At 59.9% G+C, this 16581-nt stretch carries 13 protein-coding genes and 6 pseudogenes; 12 read left to right on the top strand and 7 right to left on the bottom strand.

Features of this window, described 5'->3' with window-relative positions; translation table 11 throughout:
• From AC07T0_RS22410 to AC07T0_RS22385, 6 genes and pseudogenes are all read left to right on the top strand, one after another.
• A pseudogene (locus AC07T0_RS22410) lies at window positions 1-306 on the top strand (urocanate hydratase); the annotation flags it as partial.
• Between the two features lie 191 nt (window positions 307-497).
• Window positions 498-1355 carry a transporter substrate-binding domain-containing protein gene (locus AC07T0_RS22405; protein ID WP_495003230.1) on the top strand — a complete coding sequence of 286 codons (858 nt, stop codon included), beginning with the start codon at window positions 498-500 and terminating at the stop codon, window positions 1353-1355.
• Between the two features lie 67 nt (window positions 1356-1422).
• Window positions 1423-2139, top strand: coding sequence for an ABC transporter permease (locus AC07T0_RS22400; protein WP_248797334.1), 717 nt, complete (start codon window positions 1423-1425; stop codon window positions 2137-2139).
• A gap of 21 nt (window positions 2140-2160) precedes the next feature.
• On the top strand, window positions 2161-2895 hold the full coding sequence (locus AC07T0_RS22395; protein WP_495003229.1) for an ABC transporter permease: 735 nt from the start codon (window positions 2161-2163) through the stop codon (window positions 2893-2895).
• A gap of 18 nt (window positions 2896-2913) precedes the next feature.
• Complete coding sequence (locus tag AC07T0_RS22390) at window positions 2914-3705, top strand: ABC transporter ATP-binding protein (protein WP_495003228.1); 792 nt, start codon at window positions 2914-2916, stop codon at window positions 3703-3705.
• A 274-nt stretch (window positions 3706-3979) separates the two neighbouring features.
• A complete protein-coding gene (locus AC07T0_RS22385; RefSeq protein WP_495003238.1) occupies window positions 3980-4252 on the top strand; it encodes a DUF2790 domain-containing protein in 273 nt (90 codons plus the stop codon).
• Between the two features lie 72 nt (window positions 4253-4324).
• On the opposite strand, the gene AC07T0_RS22380 is transcribed toward AC07T0_RS22385, so the two are convergent.
• The 5 genes from AC07T0_RS22380 to AC07T0_RS22360 all read right to left on the bottom strand — a co-directional run bounded on the left by AC07T0_RS22380 (window position 4325) and on the right by AC07T0_RS22360 (window position 10510).
• Window positions 4325-5254 carry a LysR family transcriptional regulator gene (locus AC07T0_RS22380; RefSeq protein ID WP_495003227.1) on the bottom strand — a complete coding sequence of 310 codons (930 nt, stop codon included), beginning with the start codon at window positions 5252-5254 and terminating at the stop codon, window positions 4325-4327.
• Window positions 5255-5355: 101 nt separating this feature from the next.
• Complete coding sequence (locus AC07T0_RS22375) at window positions 5356-6297, bottom strand: aldo/keto reductase (protein ID WP_495003226.1); 942 nt, start codon at window positions 6295-6297, stop codon at window positions 5356-5358.
• Between the two features lie 133 nt (window positions 6298-6430).
• Window positions 6431-7885 (bottom strand): efflux transporter outer membrane subunit, encoded by a 1455-nt coding sequence (locus tag AC07T0_RS22370; protein WP_495003225.1) that lies wholly within the window; start codon window positions 7883-7885, stop codon window positions 6431-6433.
• A 19-nt stretch (window positions 7886-7904) separates the two neighbouring features.
• On the bottom strand, window positions 7905-9377 hold the full coding sequence (locus tag AC07T0_RS22365; RefSeq protein WP_495003224.1) for a DHA2 family efflux MFS transporter permease subunit: 1473 nt from the start codon (window positions 9375-9377) through the stop codon (window positions 7905-7907).
• Window positions 9374-10510, bottom strand: a complete 1137-nt coding sequence (locus AC07T0_RS22360) for an HlyD family secretion protein (RefSeq protein WP_495003223.1) — start codon at window positions 10508-10510, stop codon at window positions 9374-9376. Before AC07T0_RS22360 ends, AC07T0_RS22365 begins: the two co-directional genes overlap by 4 nt.
• Window positions 10511-10731: 221 nt before the next feature.
• Between AC07T0_RS22360 and AC07T0_RS22355 the strand changes: the two genes are divergently transcribed.
• From AC07T0_RS22355 to AC07T0_RS22345, 3 genes and pseudogenes are all read left to right on the top strand, one after another.
• Window positions 10732-11355 (top strand): TetR/AcrR family transcriptional regulator, encoded by a 624-nt coding sequence (locus AC07T0_RS22355; RefSeq protein ID WP_495003222.1) that lies wholly within the window; start codon window positions 10732-10734, stop codon window positions 11353-11355.
• 45 nt (window positions 11356-11400) lie between these two features.
• Window positions 11401-11958, top strand: a complete 558-nt coding sequence (gene mug, locus AC07T0_RS22350; RefSeq protein ID WP_495003237.1) for a G/U mismatch-specific DNA glycosylase — start codon at window positions 11401-11403, stop codon at window positions 11956-11958.
• An 85-nt stretch (window positions 11959-12043) separates the two neighbouring features.
• A pseudogene (locus tag AC07T0_RS22345) lies at window positions 12044-12244 on the top strand (MFS transporter); the annotation flags it as partial.
• On the opposite strand, the pseudogene AC07T0_RS22340 reads toward AC07T0_RS22345, so the two are convergent.
• Window positions 12227-12420 (bottom strand): annotated as a pseudogene (locus AC07T0_RS22340) (hypothetical protein); the annotation flags it as partial. The pseudogenes AC07T0_RS22345 and AC07T0_RS22340 overlap by 18 nt on opposite strands.
• Before the next feature lie 547 nt (window positions 12421-12967).
• Between AC07T0_RS22340 and AC07T0_RS22335 the strand changes: the two are divergent.
• Window positions 12968-13750 (top strand): annotated as a pseudogene (locus tag AC07T0_RS22335) (MCP four helix bundle domain-containing protein); the annotation flags it as partial.
• Window positions 13745-14608 carry a methyl-accepting chemotaxis protein gene (locus AC07T0_RS22330; RefSeq protein ID WP_495003236.1) on the top strand — a complete coding sequence of 288 codons (864 nt, stop codon included), beginning with the start codon at window positions 13745-13747 and terminating at the stop codon, window positions 14606-14608. The pseudogene AC07T0_RS22335 and the gene AC07T0_RS22330, both read left to right, overlap by 6 nt.
• Window positions 14609-14653: 45 nt before the next feature.
• On the opposite strand, the pseudogene AC07T0_RS22325 reads toward AC07T0_RS22330, so the two are convergent.
• Window positions 14654-14749 (bottom strand): annotated as a pseudogene (locus AC07T0_RS22325) (NAD(P)-dependent oxidoreductase); the annotation flags it as partial.
• Window positions 14750-15083: 334 nt separating this feature from the next.
• Here AC07T0_RS22325 and AC07T0_RS22320 point away from each other — a divergent pair.
• Window positions 15084-16238 (top strand): annotated as a pseudogene (locus tag AC07T0_RS22320) (FIST signal transduction protein); the annotation flags it as partial.
• Window positions 16239-16581: the final 343 nt, after the last annotated feature.

The raw sequence follows: 16581 nt of genomic DNA, 5'->3' as shown, positions 1-16581 counted from the left end.
ACCGAATCGATGCAGGACGGTTCCGATGCCGTGTCCGACTGGCCACTGCTCAACGCCCTGCTCAACACCGCGAGCGGCGCGACCTGGGTCTCGCTGCACCACGGCGGCGGCGTCGGCATGGGCTTCTCCCAGCACTCGGGCATGGTGATCGTCTGCGACGGTACCGATGAAGCGGCCGAGCGTATCGCCCGCGTCCTGCACAACGACCCGGCCACTGGGGTCATGCGTCACGCCGATGCCGGTTATCAGATCGCCATCGACTGCGCCAAAGAGCAAGGCTTGAACCTGCCGATGATCACTGGTTGATCTGTCGGTCAGGGCACATGGAGATGGGGCAGCCGTCCGGGCTAAAACCATTATGGGTGCGAATTAACCGGTTTAACTGGCAGGTTGGGTTTTAGGGTTTTGTCTTGTCCGCGCGTGCGGACAAGCATTGGAGATTCGGCCTGAGCCGGATCAGTTCGCAACACTCCATTGATTAGGCGGAAGTTATCAAGATGTCGAAGAAATCAAGCTGGTTGGGTTCTGTAGCGCTCAGTGCAATGGTTCTGGCCTGTGCTCCGGCACTGCAGGCCAAGGAATGGACTTCGGTCAATATTGCCACAGAGGGTGCCTACGAACCGTGGAACCTGACGCTTCCAGGTGGCAAGATCGGCGGCTTCGAACCGGAGCTGATGGATATCATCTGTCCGCGCATGAAGCTCAAGTGCAACGTCGTCGTCCAGAACTGGGACGGGATGATCGCCAGCCTCAATGCCGGCAAGTTTGACGTACTGATGGATGCCATCGTCATCAACGAGGAACGCCAGAAGGTCATGGCCTTCTCGACACCTTACGCCCAGACCCCGGCCAGCTTCGTCTCGTTGAAAGCCGATCTGCTGCCGGGCAAAACCGGTGACGCCGCCGCCATCACCCTGGGCACCGACGCCAAGGAAGTCCGCGCCGGCGTTGAAGGCCTGCGCAAAGCCCTCAAAGGCAAAACCATCGGTATCGCCTCCGGCACCATCTACACGTCGTTCATTGATGAAAACTTCAAGGACGTAGCGACCATTCGTGAATACGGCAGCTCAGCCGAAGCCATTCTCGACCTGTTGGCCGGCCGCATCGACGTGGCATTCGACGACGTGACCTTCTTCAATTCGGTCATGGACAAGCCAGAGAACAAACCACTGGCCTTTACCGGTCCGGTCATCAAAGGCCCGATCTGGGGTGAAGGCGAAGCACTGGGCTTCCGCCAGAAGGACCCTGAGCTCAAGGCCAAGTTCGACGCAGCACTCAAGGAAGCCATGGCTGACGGCACGATCAAGAAACTGAGCGAAAAATGGTTCAAGGCAGACCTTACCCCTAAGCAATGATCTTGAATGGCCCGGCAACGTAAAGGTTGCCGGGTTGCTTGAACTTTCATCATAAGTGGGACCTTCTATGAACCTCTTGCAGCTACTCAGTTTTGGTGACTCAGGCTGGGGAATGGCGCTGCTCAAGGCAGCGGGCATGACCGTGGTATTGACCCTGGCGGCGCTGCTGGTGGGTGCGGTATTTGGCAGCCTGGTCGCGGCGGCCAAGCTATCCCGTCAGCGCGGCCTGCGCTGGCTCGGGGACCTGTATTCGATTCTGTTCAGGGGTATCCCTGAACTACTGGTGATCTACCTGTTCTACTTTGGCGGTGCCAGTGTGGTCACCGCGGTTGGCCACTGGTTCGGTGGCGAAGGCTATATCGACGTGCCGCCTTTTCTCGTCGGTGCGTTGGCGGTCGGGCTGATTTCCGGCTCCTACCAGGCGGAAGTCTACCGTGGCGCTTTTCTCGCGGTTTCGAAGGGTGAACTGGAAGCCGGGCTGGCCATCGGCATGACCCGGGCCATGCGCTTCAAACGGATCCTGGTGCCCCAGGTGCTGCGCTTTGCACTACCCGGGCTGGGCAATGTCTGGCAAATGAGCCTGAAAGACTCCGCCCTGATTTCAGTGATCGGCCTGGTGGAATTGATGCGCGCCAGTCAGGTCGCAGCCGGGTCGACTCGGCAATATTTCACCTTCTACATCATCGGCGGCATCGTCTACCTCGTGCTCACTGGCCTGTCCGGTCGGCTTTTCAACATGGCCGAGGCTCGCGTGCGTCGCACGCGGCAGCGCAGCCCAGTCTAGTTCGAGTCGAGAGGGCTATTTATGATCGATTTTCCGTTCCTCGCTGACACCATGCTCAAGCTGTTGGCCGCGTTGCCGACAACGCTGACGCTGTTTTTCTGCTCATTGGTGATCGGCCTTACCCTGTCCGTCGGCATTGTCAGCCTGCGGGTCAGCCGCTGGTGGTTTTTCAGCTATCCGGCGCGCTTCTACATCATGTTGTTTCGCGGCACCCCGCTGCTGATTCAAATGTTCCTGATCTACTACGGGCTGGGTCAGTTCCCGGCCATCCGCGACAGCTTCGCCTGGGTCCTGCTCAAGTCGCCCTATGGCTGCGCGGTGGTTTCGCTGGCCTTGTGTACCGCCGGTTATACCGCTGAAATCATTCGTGGTGGGCTGCTCAGCGTCCCCCAGGGACAGATCGAGGCTGGCAAGGCCGTGGGCATGTCGCCGTGGGAACTGCTGCGCCGGATCATTGCGCCGGTCACCCTGCGCCAGGCCCTGCCAGCCTACTCCACCGAAGCCATTTTGCTGGTCAAGTCCACGGCGCTGGCCAGCCTGGTGACGGTCTGGGACGTGACCGGCGTCGCGCAACAGATCATCCAGCGCACCTACCGCACCATGGAAGTGTTCATTTGCGCGGCCATGATCTACCTGGTGCTGAATTTCCTGGTGGTTCGCGCCGTCGCCTGGCTCGAGTATCGCCTCTCGCCGCACCTGCGTGAGCGGCCAGTTGACCCGATCAAAAAAGCCATTCCTTCGCCTACCCATTCCTGATTTGATACGGAGCCTGCCATGAGCACTCAGTCCGCCTCAGCCCTGTCGGTGACTAATATTCAGAAGTCCTTCGGCAGCGCCCATGTTCTCAAGGGCATTTCCCTGGACGCCCACAAGGGCGACGTGATCTCGATCCTCGGCGCCAGCGGATCCGGTAAAAGTACCTTTCTGCGCTGCATCAACCTGCTGGAAACTCCCGATCAAGGCATCATCACCGTCAATGGTGAAATGATCGAAATGAAGCAGCACACCGACGGTCGCCAGACCCCAAGCAACGCCCGCCAGGTCGAGCGCATGCGCAGCTGCCTGGGCATGGTGTTCCAGAGCTTCAACCTCTGGTCGCACATGACCGTGCTGCAAAACGTCATTGAAGGCCCGATGCGGGTGCTCAAGCGTTCCCGTGCCGAGTGCGTCGAGGAAGCCGAGGCGCTGCTGCACAAGGTCGGCCTGTACGATCGTCGCGACTATTACCCGGCGCACCTGTCCGGTGGTCAGCAACAGCGCGTGGCGATCGCCCGTGCGCTGGCGATGAACCCCCAGGTCATGCTGTTCGACGAACCGACCTCGGCCCTTGACCCGGAACTGGTCGGTGAAGTGTTGCGGGTGATGCGCTCCCTGGCCGAGGAAGGTCGCACCATGCTGGTGGTCACCCACGAAATGGGCTTTGCCCGCCACGTGTCAAACCGGGTGGTGTTCATGCACGGCGGTCTGATCGATGTCCAGGGCACGCCAACGGAACTGTTCGAAGGCTTGCCCACCGAACGTTTCAAGCAATTCGTCTCCAGCCATCATGAGCGAAGTGCCGAGTAAACAAGCTCGACGCCATGGACTGGCGAAACAACAACGGCCCCTGATTTGGGGCCGTTGTTGTTTCTGCCGGTTGCCCGCGATTGATGTGAAATCCGGCAAGAGTGTTTGTCCAGCGGGCCGCTATATGAGGGAATCGCAAGCGCCTAGTATCGTTTCTACCCGGTAAGCCAATGCACTCAGCAACGACTCAGCGGGTAAACACTCGGAAATCCGATATGGACTTTATGACCCTTTCGGTCATGGAGCCAAACACCCAGACGATACGGTGAACATGATGAAATTCTCGAAAATTGCACTGATCCTGGTTCTTGGCAGTGCAGCTGCACAAGCCTTTGCCGACGACGGACAGTCGACGGCAGCCACCGGCAAGCTCGCGGTCGAAACCTACACATCCGACATGAAACCCGATATCGAAAAAGTCATCGCCATTACCGACGCCGCCGATCAATGCGCGCCGGTCCCAGTGCAGATGACCTATGAAGACTCCAAGGGTCAACGCCACATCCTGCAATACCAAGTGATGGGCAGCGGCTGCTCGAACGGCTGAGTGCTTTTGTGGACGATGGAGGGTCGACACTCCTTCCCCGCACGATCAGACCCGTTCAAAAAGCCCTTACCGTTATTGTGAACCGACAACTTCCTTGTTGGACGCCAGCAAATCCGGAATCGCACGTTTAAGAAACTCCACCCAGGTCTTTATCTTGGCATCGACGAATTTCCGAGAGGGGTAGATTGCAAACAGATTCAACTCTTCAAGATGATAGTTGGGCAGTACCCGCAGCAATGTCCCGGCCCTGAGTCCCTCGACGGCCGAAGCAATAGGTTGTATCCCGATCCCCATTCCACTTTTTATCGCCACGGTCATGCCATCGGCGGTATTGATGTGCAAGGGAGACAATGGGGTATTGACGCTCTCCAGGCCTTCGGGCCCCTCGAATATCCAGTTCTCAACCGGCATCACCGTGTTGACGATTCTCAGGCAATCGTGCGAACAAAGATCCCCCGGGGAAGCCGGGTATCCACGTTTTTCCAGGTAGGCTGGCGAAGCGCAAAGAATGCTGAAGGTGCTCCCGAGCCGCTGCGCGACAAACCCCGAATCGGGCAGATCCCGCGCCAGTACAATCGACATGTCATAACCCTCCTCCAGCAAGTCGGGCAGCCGATTGGTCAGGACCAGATCGAACATCACCGAAGGATGCGTCTCCCGATACCTGGCAATGGCCTGGATCACGTAATGATTGCCAATGGCCGACATGGCGTGAATCTTGAGCCTGCCCGCCGGCATGACTTGCGCGGTACCGGCCTCATCCTCCGCTTCACGCACCTCATCGAGGATTTTCTCGCAACGCTGCAAATACCGCAGACCGGCCTCGGTCAGGGCCAGGCGTCGGGTCGTCCGGTTGATCAGGCGGGTTTGCAGTCTGGCCTCAAGACTGGAGACCGCTTTGGAGACATTGGCGGTGGTGCTGTTCAGGAGATCGGCGGCCGCGGTAAAACTGCCACTCTGAGCAACCGCCGTGAAAAAACGCATGGTCTGAAACACGTCCATCGTTTCCACCTCAGGAAATCAGTAAAAACACTATAGGCCCGCCCCGAAGCGTTGCTCGCGCAAAAAAGGGCGGCCCGGCCGAAGCCGCCCTCGCCCAGGCGCTATTTCTTCCGTGGAATAAACCCGGGCACTCCGGTTTCCACAACCGAATTGAAGCGTATCCGGGTGGTGATATCGTCGCGAATTTCAGCCATGGCCCGGTGTGGCAAGGTGGAAATATCAAGGTTCTCCCGGATATGGCTCGGTGTTGAGCAGGTAGTCAGAAAAGCCACTCCGCGCTGTACCGCCCAGGCCAACGCCACCTGCGCCGGGGTTTTCTGCAGGCGCTGGGCGATCCCGGTAATCACCGGCTCTTCCAACACGTTAGGTTCCATGCCATGTCCAAGCGGTGCAAACGCCAGGAGGATAATCCCGTGCTGCTGGCAAAACTCGAGCAGCTCCCATTCAGGTAAATAAGGGTGGGATTCAACCTGCACGACGGCAGGTTTTATCCGCGCCACGGCCACCAGCTCTTTCAAGGCTTCCAAGGTGATATCAGACAAACCGATGGACCTGCATCGGCCGTCATCCACCAGGCGCTCAAGCGCCCTCCAGGTCTCAATCAAGGTGACGCCCGAGTCGTAGATGACATGCCCCTGAAAATCTCTCGGGTCCTGGTCATCGCCGGGCTGAAAGGCAAACGGCGTATGGATCAGATAACAATCGATGTAATCGACTTGAAGTCGGCGGCAACTGGCTGCAAAAGCCGGTTCGACGCGCTCGGGACGATGGTTGGTATTCCACAGTTTGGTGGTGAGGAACACCTCTTCCCGCCGAATACCGCCAACCTGAAAAACTTCCTGTAGCGCAATGCCGACGCTCTCCTCGTTGCGATAGCGCTCCGCACAATCGAAATGACGGACACCGGCTTCCAATGCGGCCTTGACCGCTTGCGTGGTGACCGAGAGGTCTCGAAACAGCGTGCCGAAGCCAATGGCCGGCATCTCCCCGGTTCCGTGGACAATGGGGAATCTGGTCTCGCGAAGAGCATCGTGATAGGTCATGTCTTTAACTCCATTGCCTGGGCCACGACCACAACAAGGGCAGTGACCATTCATAAAATTCCGGGAGGCCGGCCAGTACCCTGGAAGGCCCCGCGAATACCTGGCTTACCTGTAGATTCGCAGCTTGCCACGCTTAGCGAGCAGCCACTTTTTGCTCAAGCACACCGACAGAATTGCCGCCGAGCGCCACGAACAACCGCACCGTGTCGAGATAGCGCGCGGTCGTCACGCGGATCTGTCCCAGTAGCGCCTGCTGATAGGCACGTTCCGCCTCCAGTACTTGGAGCACGCTGTTCTCGCCTTGCGCGTAGGCTTGCTGGTTCAAGCGCAAGCTGGTTTCGGCGGCGCGTAGCGCATCCCCCTGGGCAAGATTTTCCTGCTCGTCATGGTTGATGGCCTGCAACGTGTCAGCGACCTGGCCGAACGACTGGATGACCGTCTGCTGGTAGCCGGCGAGGGATGCCTTGTAGCCATCGACTGCCGCCTGGCGTTCAGCCTTGAGCGTTCCGCCATCGAAGATCGGCCCCGCCAGTCCCGCCGCGAAGCCCCAGAGCGCCGCGCCGCCATTGCCGGAAGCCGCCTGCACCAACGACGCGGAAAGCGCTACATGGGGATAAAGGTTCGCGGTCGCGATGCCCACGGCGGCGCTGGCCATGTGCAAGTCAGCTTCTGCTTGCAGGATATCGGGCCGGTCGTGGGCCATTTCCGAGGGCAAGCTGACGGGCACACGGGAGGGCAAGACAAATTCGGCCAGGTCGAAGTCAGGCGCGATCCAGTCGGCAGGGCCTTTTCCGGTCAGGATCGACAGCGCATGGCGTGCCGCATCACGCTGCTGGGCCAGGGGCGGCAGCAGCGTGCGATCCTGCGCCAGCCGCGTCTCGGCCAGCGCAACATCGATCTGCGTGGTGCTGCCATTGAGATGAGCCATGCGCACCAATTCAAGATTTCGGCTGTCATTGGCCAGCAGTTTCCCGACCGCGGCCATCTGCGCGTTGGCCGAGGCAACCAACAGCGCCTGGCTGGCGACATTGCCGGTCAGGGCCAGGTACGCCGCCTCGTAGCGATGCGTCTGAAGATCGACGAGGGCCGCCTGTTGTTCGACCCGCCGCTTGTTACCGCCGAACGCATCAAGGTCGAAGCTGACCTGCGGCCCGATGCTGTAGAAATTGGCCACCGATGGATCGGCGGCGGTGTGAACCCGTTGGCGACCGGCCTGACCGGCAAAATCGACCCGCGGATACAGGGCTCCCTCCGCCGCGACCACGGACGAAGCCGCCTGCCGGAGGGTGGCATCAGCCGCCACCAATTCAAGATTGCCGTCGATTGCCCGATGGACAACCTGGTCGAGCTTCGGTGATTGAAAGGCCGACCACCATTCACCGTTGATCTTCTTGCCCAGATCAATGTGCCGGTTGCCGTCCTGGCCGAGCCCCTGCTCGGCCTGTGGGTCATAGTGTTGCGACAGGCTTTGCGAGGGAGCCTTGTAATCAGGCCCGACAGTACAAGCGGACAGAAAAAAGGCCGCCGACACCGCACCGACCGTCGTAGGGAACCGGTGTCTGTTGAGGACGAATGCATTGGGTTTCATTTGCCAGACTCCACGAAAACTAGTTGGTCGGAACGGGTTTGCGAAGAAACACCACCAGCGGACTCACCACCAGCATCGCCCACATCAAAATCTTGAATTGGTCGATGATGGCGATGAAGGCCGCCTGGCCGGTGATCATTTCGTTAAGTGCGCCCAGTGCCGGCAATGACGTCGATGCCACCACGCGATACGCGGTCAGATGGCTCGCCAGCGCCAGGTGCATTGCTTGCGTGTTATTGAAGAAACAGGCCTGCACCACCGCGACGCCGATCGTGCTGCCGTAGACCCGGGCCAGATTGAAAAACCCCGTCCCTTCCGGGCGCAGCTTCGGATCCAGGGTGCTGAACGCCACTTTGCTCAGCGCCGGCATCAACACCCCGAGCCCAGCACCCTGGAGCGCACCCGCCAGCGCCACCGGCCACACGTCCATCAAGGGCGAATAACCGAGCATCAACCAGTTGGCATAGATCACCACGGCGATGCCCACCGCCACGAAAGGGCGGCGGTCGAGGCGCTCGGAAACACGCCCCATCAGCAGGAACGCACCGACCAGCCCGACACCGCGCGGTATCGTCAGATAGCCCGTTATCTCAGGTGGAAAGCCGAGCAGTTCATCCAGCATCGGCGAGGTCAGTGCCATGGTCGACAACAGCACAAAACCGAGCGCGAAAAACATCACGGTCGACAGCACGAAGTTGCGGTCCCGGAACAAGCCCTTGCTGAGGAAATGCACCTTCGCGGTCAGCGCATGCACCACGAACAGGTACAACCCCAGTGCACAGGCCACGGCTTCCAGCCAGATTTCCACTGAAGCAAACCACTCCAGGCGCTCACCGCGATCGAGCAGCATTTGCAGCCCGATCATGCCCAACGTGAAACTGCCAAAACCGAAGAAGTCAAAGGACGGGCGTTTCTCGGCCTTCTTCTCCTGCAGCAAAAGCGTCACCACGAGGAAGATGAAGGCCGACAAGGGAATGCTGATGTAGAAGATCGAGCGCCAACCGTAAAGCTCACCGAGCCAGCCACCGAGACTCGGGCCACTGACGATACCCAGCAGCACAATGGCCGTCCACGTCGGGCCAAATGCCCCACGCCGTGCAGGCGGTAAAGTCTCCATGGCAATGGCCATCGACAGCGGCGCCAACACCCCACTCGCGGCGCCCTGGATAATCCGTGCGCCGACGAACTGCAACGGAGTCGTTGCCTGGGTCGCGAGCAACAAGCCGAGGACGAAGCAGGCTATCGCGGCTTGATACACCACTTTCAAGCCGTAGCGGCCAGCCAACCACTGCGCCATCGGCAGGGTGATCGCACTCGCCGCCAGATACGAAGTGAAGACCCAACCTGCCTGGTCGTCGCTCATCGACACGGCGCCCTGGATAAACCTGAGCATCGCATTCGGCAGCGGCAAGCTGGCAGACTGCATATAGGTCACGAACAGCGCGGCAAGCCTGAGCACGCGCGCGCCCTTCTCTCCAAGGTCGGCGTTCATTGGTCAGTCCCCGCGGTCAACAACGCCTCAAGCGGGTGCCACCAGGGCGAGCGATACCCGGTATCGACCTTGACCGTGGCGCTGGTGCCGGAGAACAGCGGCAGATCCGGATCGGCTTGATCGAGTTCGAGTCGAACCGGAACCCGCTGGACCACCTTGACCCAGTTGCCGGTGGCATTTTCTGGCGGCAACAGAGCGAAGTCCGCGCCGGCCCCCGGGCTCATGCTGATGACGTGGGCCTTGAAGGCGTGGCCCGGATAGGTATCGATACGGATGGTCGCGGCCTGGCCCGGATGCATATGGGTCACCTCCGTTTCGCGGAAGTTGGCCTCGACCCAAACCCGCCGAGACAGCAAGGCAAAGGCCGGCGTACCGTTGCTGACATAGTTGCCCACCTGCAAATCGTCGACCTTGGCGACGATACCGTCGTCCGGCGCATACACCGTCGCATACGAGAGGTAGAGCTGCGCCTCGTCGAGCTGGGCCTTGGCCTCACGAATCGCCGGGTGACTATCGACTTCGATGTCCGGATTGCCGTTCAACGCAACCACCGTGCTGGCGATCTGTTGTTCGATAGAGGCCACGTGTTGCCGTGCCACTTTAAGGTCGGTGTCCGCGCGCTCATAAATAGAACGCGAGACAAACTCGGTCGCCACCAACGCCTGCTTGCGGGTGAACTCCTTCTGGTCGAAGCCGGCCGACTCCTTGGCCGATTGCAACTCAGCCTGTTGCTGGCGGTAGCTGGCCTTGAGTCCCTGGATACGCAGCCGCGCCACACTCAACTGGGCTTCAGCCCGGTTGACTGCGATCTGGAACGGCTCCGGATTGATCCGAAACAGCACCTGGCCCTTGCGCACCGGCTGGTTGTCTTCGACGGCGATTTCCACGACCTGGCCGGAAACCCGGGCGTTGACCGAGGCCTTCGCCACCCGGGCATAAGCGTTATCGGTCGAGACATAGGGTTCGCCCGCCAGATAGCGGGCATACCCGACCGCCGCGAAAAGCACCGGGACACCGACCATCAGGAAAGGTCGTAATTGCTCTTTGAGCGGTTTCCTGACAGGCGTGCCCGCCGGGTTCGGCCCTGGGTGCTCGAAGGTCTGCGAAGCGGGGATGTCGAACGGTTTAGTCATGATCGAATGCACCTTATTAACCGGGAAATCGGGGTGGCTGTGAGAAAGCAGTCCATGCGCCGCCTGGAGGGTTGCCCCAGCGCACCTGTTTCATCGCAGCACCACCCGGTTCGAGCTCCGCCACAACAAATCTGAGATTGAGGAACTTCTGGTTCCTTAATTTTGTGCGATGATGTAAGAATATCCCTACACAAGACTTCTCTCAAGGATTTTTGTACATCATGGCACAAAATAAAATCACCGAAGGCAAAGGCCGTGGCCGGCCCCGCGCGTATGACCCGCAGACAGCGCTGCAGCAGGCGCTTGGGGTTTTCTGGAGCACCGGCTATGCCGGCGCATCGCTGGACAGCATCGCCACGGCGGCCGGCATGAACCGTCCAAGCCTTTACGCGGCGTTCGGCGACAAGCACGCCCTCTATATCAAGGCGTTCGAGCAATATTGGGCGCAGGCCTCCGCCGCCGTGCACGAGGCGCTGATGGACAGCACGCTGACCTTGCATGAGGCGTTGCTGGGTTTCTACGAGGGGCAGTTGTCGATCTATTTCTCGGGTGACGGTCAGCCACGGGGCTGCTTTGTGATCGGCACGGCCACCACCGAGGCTGCCGAAGACCCCGAAATACGCGACCTGCTTTCGGATCGCCTCAGCCAGCTCGACGCCGATCTCGAAGCTCGACTGCACCTGGCCGTCGCCTCCGGTGAATTGAAAGGCGACGCCAACCCGGCCGCCCTTGCCGTACTCGCCTCATCCCTGCTGCACAGCCTTTCGATACGGGCCCGGGCGGGCAAGTCCCGTGCTGAGTTGACGGAGCTGGCACGCAATGCGGTCAAGGTGATCTGCGGATGAGCTCGAATGAAGTGCTCGGCACCCGCCGGGCGCGCGAGGTGTGGGGTGACTGAAAGACTCGAAGATATTCTTGGTGAAGACCTCGCTGTGATTTTCTGCGGCATCAATCCGGGATTGATGGCGGCGGCCCAGGGGCATCACTTTGCCGGAAGAAGCAATCGCTTCTGGCGCACGCTGCATCTGGCCGGTTTTACCCCTGAGGAAATCCGCCCGGAAAATGATCGGGCAATCTTGCAGCATGGATGTGGACTGACCGCCGTGGTTGAACGGCCCACGGCGCGCGCAGATCAGCTATCCCCTGCTGAATTCACCGCTATCGCCAGGGACTTTGAACACAAGATCGCCCGTTACGCGCCCCGCTTCGTGGCCTTTCTCGGCAAGGCCGCGTACTGCGGGTTATCCGGTCAACGCGATGTCAGTTGGGGGCTTCAGCCACAGACCTTTGGCAATGCCGCAGTGTGGATTCTGCCCAATCCCAGTGGGCGTAATCGTGCGTTCAGCCTTGATCAATTGGTGGCCGCCTACCGTCAACTCCATCTGGCAGCAGGCGAAACTCAGTCGCGCTCCGGGCAGCTCTCGGCCCTGGAACAGGCCCAATCCTAATTTCTCGATAACCTGCCGTATTTATCAAATTGCACCGACCCACCCGCGATGGCCCAATTAGAGCTTTGTTAACTCAGGCTCACCCATGGAAAATGTACGAGCTTCAAGCACCCACGCCGCCTGGTTGATGGTCAGCGTGGTGTTGGTCGCCCTCAATCTGCGGCCTTCCATGGCCGCTGTCGGGCCCTTGCTGTCGGCAATTCGCGGGGATATCCCGTTGAGTTTCAGCGCGGCCTCGTTGCTGACCATGCTGCCGGTCATGGCCATGGGCCTGGCGAGCGACTTCGTCCACCAGATTTTCACGATTCTGCTGCTCATACAGCGCAGGGTCACGCCCACCGCTCTCCAGGTCGGGTACTGGACCACGCGAATTTTCTGGCCACTGGCGAGCACGTCCTCCAGCGCCGCCGGATCGGCGCAGAGCAGGCGCACTCCCTTTGCACTATCGGGCAAGTGCAGCATCCATAGCGGCGCCCGAAGAGGAACCTTGCAATCCCCCGAGCTGAAAAAGAGTTGGTCCACCTAGTCTGCTCCTACCTGGCACCTAAAGAAGTGTGAGCCTCCCCCCTGACGCCACAAATATTTTATGCATTTGGGGACTGCCTTCTTGTTTTGCAGATCGCCCGCAGGCATCAACGGCACCGCATGGGAATACCAGTTACGACGGATACCGTTTTCCGACATCAGCGCCTCGTCCCACGGCGCGTAGTGCCGCCAACGTTGCCATCAGCGCATGATTCCTGGCCCGTTGCGTCAGGCGTCCGGGCAAGAGCTGGCCCCAGACAGCGCCAGCAATATCTGCCGACCGGCCGGTGTCGCCTGGATATACGCAGGGCATCGTCCACCAGACCTCGAAAGGTGACGGAAAATACCCACTACACCGGCCTACCCGGGTCGGAATCGGCGAGCGCCACCGACAAAATGATGTTACGTTGACATCACCCTGATCAGGTCGTGAAGAATCGTTTAAGCCCAGAGATCATCATCTTTCATCCATCGAGTTTGCCACTTGAACATCCTGAATCAATTCAAATTCTCGACCAAGCTTTTGTCCTCATTCGCTATCTGCGCCCTGATCACCCTGGCCGTGGGTGGGATGGGAATGCTGGGGATCAGTCGTTTGTCCGCGGTGCTGTCGTCGACCATCTCCAACAACCTGGTCTCAGCGAGCAACACCGGCGAGACCCTGCTCAGCCTGACCGCTCACAACCGCGGGCTCTACCGGTTGCTCGACGCTCAGGCCGGCGACGTGTCCGAAGCAGACAAGACGCGTGTTCGCCAGGGCCTGGCGACGGATCTGGCTCGGGCGGAAAAGGCCTTCGCGACCTACCGTGCCACGCCTATGGAGGCTGATGAGCAAGCAGCGGGGGACAAGTACGAAGCACTGTGGCCCGCTTATGTGGCAGGTACCCAGAAGGTCATTGAGCTGGTAGACGCTGGCGATCTTGCCCAGGCACGCACTCGCTTGCACGTGCTGTCGCTTGACGTGTTCAATCATTCCCGCGAGTACCTACGGGTTATGATCGATTCGACCAATCGGCAGATCAAAGAACGTGCCGAGCAAGCGCAAGAAGTCGAAGCCAACTCCAGGCTGACTCTGCTGGTCGGGATCGTGATCGCCTTTCTGGTGGCCATTGCTCTGGGCATTCTGATTGCGCGCATGATCACTCGCCCACTGGCGGTGGCGGTCGCGAGTGCCCAGCGCATTGCCAGTGGCGATCTGACCCAGAGCATTTCCACTACCCGTGGCGATGAAGCGGGGCAACTGCTCAATGCCTTGGCGGACATGCAGGGAGGCTTGAAGCGCACCCTTCAGGAGATCGCCAGCGCCTCGGATCAGTTGGCCTCGGCCGCCGAAGAGCTGAGCGCGGTGACCGAGGAAAGTACCCGTGGCCTGACACGGCAGAATGACGAAATCCAGCAGGCGGCCACCGCTGTCAATGAAATGACTGCGGCGGTCGAGGAAGTGGCACGCAATGCCGTGTCGACTTCCGAGGCCTCTAAAGCCGCGACCGAAGACGCCGCTCATGGCCGCAGTCAGGTCGACCATACGCTCATAGGCATCAGCACCATGGTGGAAGAGATCACCGAGTCGACCGAGACGGTGACCGAACTGGCCGGGCACATTCGGGAAGTCAGCAAGGTACTGGACGTGATCCGCAGCATCGCCGAACAGACCAACCTGCTGGCGCTCAATGCGGCCATCGAAGCCGCCCGTGCTGGCGAACAAGGGCGCGGGTTTGCGGTGGTGGCCGATGAAGTGCGCGCGCTCGCCCACCGCACCCAAGCCTCGACCGTAGAAATCGAAGGCATGATCAGTACCGTGCAATCGGGTGCTAATGGGGCCGTCACTGCCATGGGCAAGAGCCTGTCGCTGGCCACCAACACCCAGGAACTGGCCCAGAGCGCCGGGGCGGCGCTGGAGAAAATTAGCGACAGGGTCGTCACCATCAACGAGCGCAATCTGGTGATTGCTTCAGCGTCCGAAGAACAGGCTCAGGTCGCCCGTGAGGTGGACCGCAATCTGCTGAACATCCAGGACCTTTCGACCCAGACCGCGGCTGGCGCCAACCAGACCAGCGCCTCCAGCCAGGACCTGTCGCGCCTGGCCGTCGCCTTCAATGTTCTGGTAGCACAGTTCAAGCTTTAAGGTGCTGAGGACTACTACGGATCGATCACCGCTGTCAGGACAGGGCGCCTCGGCGATTTCCCTGTTTGTCAGTGCCGAGAGAAGTGCAACGGTATCCACAACGCCGCCTCGGGCGATATTGACCAGATAGCCATCAGGGCCGTGTGTCACGACGATGTAGCGTGCACGAGTAGCCTACGCATGTTGGGAGCGTTCTGCCCCCATAGACTACATGATTCGTTGCAAGCAACCTGCCCCTCTCTGCTCTGCCAGATGGGCATTGTCGTGCAACCAACAACCGTCGGCGAAGTCAGCCTGACCGGTTTCATTGATCAAAATCAAAACTCGAAATCACATTGATATCACGCTGAACAGCACGGGTTGCGCCGAGGCAACGCTCAAATCAGCATCGCCAAGCCCTGCAAGCGCCCCCCTACGGCAAAGGACCGCTGTTATCCACAATAACAATCTGCGGTTTACCCTGAGGTAGTCCTTGATGAATCTCTCTCATTTGTTCAACCGGACCCACTCCTCTTCGCCAGGCACCCTCAGCGTGCACAGTACCGCCAGTGAACTCCAGGCCAAGCTGCAGGCGATTCGCCTGGAGCCGGTATTCATCTCCGGCTTCGTGTCGCCGCACCTGGACCTCGACCAGATCGCCCGCACGGTGCGCCAGCGCTTCCCGGGCTGCGTCATCAGCCTGTGCACCACCTCCGGCGAACTCTGCAGCAGCGACAGCCAACTCTACTGCCCTACCGGCGAACGCTGGGACCGGGTCGTGCTGCAGTTGTTTGACCGTGGCGTGATCGCCAGCGCCGAAATTGCCATGGTTTCCCTGGAGTGCAGCGACATCCGCGGTGATGGTAAACGCCTCAGCATGCGTGAGCGCATCGCCCGCCTGGTGCAGAACCTCAAAGGCGTGCAACTGCGTACCCGTATCGACCAGCGTGACACCTTGGCCTACATCCTTTTCGACGGTTTGTCGGCGTCCGAATCCTTCTTCATGGAAGCCCTTTACGAATCCGGTCGCTTCCCTTGCCTGTTCGTTGGTGGTTCGGCGGGCGGCAAGGGCGATTTCAAGAAAACCCTGATCCACGATGGCACTCGCAGCTATGAGAACCACGCCCAGATCGTCTTTCTCAAGTGCCCGCCCGGCATTCGTTTCGGCGTGTTCAAAAGCCAGAATTTCCAACCCTCGACACTAACCTTCAACGTCCTGACCGCGTCGCTGGAAGATCGCACCATTCACCAGGTCATCGACACCCAAGGCAATATCAAGACCATGGTCCAGGCCCTGGCCGACGCCTTCAAATGCGCACCGCAGGCATTGGAGCAGCACCTGAGCGACTACTCCTTCGCCATCCGTGTGGGCCAGGAATTGTTCGTCCGCTCCATCGCCCGCATCGATCCGGCGCAAGGCCTCGTACACCTGTTCTGCGACGTGGCGCCGGGCGAAGAACTGATCATGGTCAAACGCACCTCGATCCGCGACGCCACCCGCACCGACTACCAACGTTTCCTGCAGGGCAAGGGCGGCCAGCCGATTGCCGGCATCCTCAACGACTGCATCCTGCGCCGGCTCAACAACACCGCGGAACTGGGGTCCATGACCGGTCTCTTCGGCGACGTGCCGCTGATTGGTTTTTCCACCTTCGGTGAGATTCTGGGGCTCAATCTCAACCAGACCCTGACCGCGATCTTTTTCTTCCGCGTCGCCCACGGCGCCAGTTTCGAGGATGACTACGTCGACCGCTTCCCGATCCACTATGGCGAATTCAAGGCCTTCTTCCTGCGCCGTCAGGTCAAGAAGCTGGTCGGCCTCAACCATGTGCTGGTCAAGCAGATCGAAGCCTTCAAGAACAACAACTTCGTCAGCACCCTGGATGTGAGCGGCCTGGATGAAAACCTGCAACCGGTGTTCCACGGTCTGACCGACCTGGGTGCCGCACTCGACCAGGCCAACCGCCATCAGGAACAGATCGCCAGCGAGCTGC

Source organism: Pseudomonas sp. GW821-FHT04D07 (assembly GCF_059420225.1).
The sequence above is the reverse complement of the archived record's forward strand: the minus strand, read 5'-3'. Positions and strand labels throughout refer to the sequence as shown.

What these genes read in the sequence shown, in the direction of transcription:
- AC07T0_RS22405 (WP_495003230.1), top strand. Translation starts at nt 498, where the DNA reads ATGTCGAAGAAATCAAGCTGGTTGGGTTCTGTAGCGCTCAGTGCAATG.
- AC07T0_RS22400 (WP_248797334.1), top strand. Translation starts at nt 1,423, where the DNA reads ATGAACCTCTTGCAGCTACTCAGTTTTGGTGACTCAGGCTGGGGAATG.
- AC07T0_RS22395 (WP_495003229.1), top strand. Translation starts at nt 2,161, where the DNA reads ATGATCGATTTTCCGTTCCTCGCTGACACCATGCTCAAGCTGTTGGCC.
- AC07T0_RS22390 (WP_495003228.1), top strand. Translation starts at nt 2,914, where the DNA reads ATGAGCACTCAGTCCGCCTCAGCCCTGTCGGTGACTAATATTCAGAAG.
- AC07T0_RS22385 (WP_495003238.1), top strand. Translation starts at nt 3,980, where the DNA reads ATGAAATTCTCGAAAATTGCACTGATCCTGGTTCTTGGCAGTGCAGCT.
- AC07T0_RS22380 (WP_495003227.1), bottom strand. Translation starts at nt 5,254, where the DNA reads ATGGACGTGTTTCAGACCATGCGTTTTTTCACGGCGGTTGCTCAGAGT.
- AC07T0_RS22375 (WP_495003226.1), bottom strand. Translation starts at nt 6,297, where the DNA reads ATGACCTATCACGATGCTCTTCGCGAGACCAGATTCCCCATTGTCCAC.
- AC07T0_RS22370 (WP_495003225.1), bottom strand. Translation starts at nt 7,885, where the DNA reads ATGAAACCCAATGCATTCGTCCTCAACAGACACCGGTTCCCTACGACG.
- AC07T0_RS22365 (WP_495003224.1), bottom strand. Translation starts at nt 9,377, where the DNA reads ATGAACGCCGACCTTGGAGAGAAGGGCGCGCGCGTGCTCAGGCTTGCC.
- AC07T0_RS22360 (WP_495003223.1), bottom strand. Translation starts at nt 10,510, where the DNA reads ATGACTAAACCGTTCGACATCCCCGCTTCGCAGACCTTCGAGCACCCA.
- AC07T0_RS22355 (WP_495003222.1), top strand. Translation starts at nt 10,732, where the DNA reads ATGGCACAAAATAAAATCACCGAAGGCAAAGGCCGTGGCCGGCCCCGC.
- AC07T0_RS22330 (WP_495003236.1), top strand. Translation starts at nt 13,745, where the DNA reads ATGCAGGGAGGCTTGAAGCGCACCCTTCAGGAGATCGCCAGCGCCTCG.